This window comes from Streptococcus oralis (assembly GCF_001578945.1).
GTDB classification, from domain to species: domain Bacteria; phylum Bacillota; class Bacilli; order Lactobacillales; family Streptococcaceae; genus Streptococcus; species Streptococcus oralis_Q.
Window position 1 is genome coordinate 5,241 of record NZ_KQ969559.1, and the last position, 1,829, is coordinate 7,069.

At 34.4% G+C, this 1,829-nt stretch carries 4 protein-coding genes; all 4 read right to left on the bottom strand.

All coding sequences use genetic code 11. The features are described 5' to 3' along the window. Positions 1 to 163: 163 nt before the first annotated feature. Positions 164 to 466 (bottom strand): DUF6881 domain-containing protein, encoded by a 303-nt coding sequence (locus SORDD16_RS09610; protein ID WP_061453272.1) that lies wholly within the window; start codon positions 464 to 466, stop codon positions 164 to 166. Between the two features lie 11 nt (positions 467 to 477). Next, positions 478 to 840, bottom strand: coding sequence for an HYD1 signature containing ADP-ribosyltransferase family protein (locus tag SORDD16_RS09615; RefSeq protein WP_347230212.1), 363 nt, complete (start codon positions 838 to 840; stop codon positions 478 to 480). A 73-nt stretch (positions 841 to 913) separates the two neighbouring features. After that, positions 914 to 1,255, bottom strand: a complete 342-nt coding sequence (locus SORDD16_RS09620; RefSeq protein WP_128973510.1) for a hypothetical protein — start codon at positions 1,253 to 1,255, stop codon at positions 914 to 916. Positions 1,256 to 1,269: 14 nt separating this feature from the next. After that, positions 1,270 to 1,829, bottom strand: a 560-nt coding sequence (locus SORDD16_RS11355) for a hypothetical protein (protein WP_241734062.1), incomplete at its 5' end; no start/stop codon positions are given.

The following is a 1,829-nucleotide window of genomic DNA, read 5'->3' on the forward strand; positions in this document are numbered from 1 at the left end:
CGCAATACCGACACCGATAGCTCCCGCAGTTACGGCAACCTTCTTCCAGTCGGCATTTTTCACGAAATCAACTTTACATCTAATATTATTAGAAAGTATTTAATTTTATCACTTTTAGAAAATTCTATATCAAAATTTTTCAGTCAAAGAAGAGCTACACTATTTATAGCTTTGAAAAGTAATCCTCTATTAACGCATCAGTGTCGTACATTTTCAATATATTTTCAAAATCTATAGATGAAATTTCAGACACGTCAAACTCATCTGTTGCATTTATTGCATCAAAATCAGTTGGATATGGGTCTTCACTCAACTCCATAGGTGTCCGAGTATCAAAGTAAGCTACATCTCCATCATGGTATATCTCTAATCGTTTCGTTTCATAGCGTTCCTCGTCTATTTCAGAATACATTATGATCGGATCACAGTCATTCGTATGATTCCAAATTGTTTTATAATACAACATATAAATCTCTCCTAGTTTTTTCCATGACTAATAATTCGATCAGTCAAGTCTAAAGGATTTTCATTAGGGAGCACATATACCCCATCTCTACCTTTTACTACTGTCAAATTGCTAGTATCAACACCTATATAATTAGAGTACTTACTTCCTTGCCAAGGATTGTTTATAAATTGCTTAGAAAGAGAAGCATTACTTCGCGTTCCTGGAGCTATGTCTGAGAAATACTGACCATTACCATAGCGAGCATCTTTAGGATTATTCGCTTTTAACGATGGTTTTAAAGTTCCTGTATCTAATATACCAGCCAACCCTTTCTCGGATATATAATGGTATAAGGTAGATGGTTTCTCAACAATATCTGACGCCTTATATATTTACATAAAAATCTGGCTTATCCTTAGGCTTCTCCTCAAAAATTTGGAGATTCTCTAATTACTACAACTAAATTTAATAGAATTCAAGCTCCCAAAACGTGCTATCATATATTTCTAATTTTATTGATAAATTTGCTGCACCTGTCTCTATTGCATCAAATTCAACAGGAGTTGTAGAGGAAACTAATATTAAGTTATTTATATCCTCTATTTCCTTTGAAAATTTTAAAAGCTCGTCCCAACTCATTTGATAGCCATATTTTGAATTTAAGACTAGATCTTCAAATTCTGACATAGTCAGATTGTTCGGTGCTTTTCCTATAGCATCAAATTCAAAAATATACCAATTATTATTATTAGATGGGATATTGGAAAGAATCTCAAAAAAAGAAATTTTCTTATTATATTTTGACATATTCCCGCTTATTTTCATGGCATTTTCAGCTCACTTTCTCCTAGTCTTTGACGAGTACCTCCAGTAACATTTTCTACATAATTATGTTGATGAGGATTATGATGGTTATGAGGACGACCATGGTCAGTAAAATCAATATCTCTCTTTACCACTAAATTATAATCAGAATCATATATCCATTCTCTAGCTTGAGTATATGTCTCACGTCGACCTTTTTTAGTAGCAATTTGTGTATGTGGTCTATCTACATCAGGTACTGGAACTCCATTTTTATCTCTAGGTAATTTTCTGTCAGGTCTATACTCACCTAACTTCAAATCATCCATAAAATTACTTCTTGTTTTTTCTGCTCCACTTATTACTTCATCACTGCGTTTTGCAAACATTTGGAGATTCTCTACTGTCATTGGTAGACGTCCACCTGTCGGCTTCGTCGTCACCACATCAGCCTTAGGAGCCTTCTTAGGAGACACACTACCTGCTCCGTTGGTAAAGGTGTTAAAGGCAAAGTTCATGGCAACTGTTTGACCAGTAATCTTATTTCCTGTGGCCAAATCAATACCTGTGTCAATCG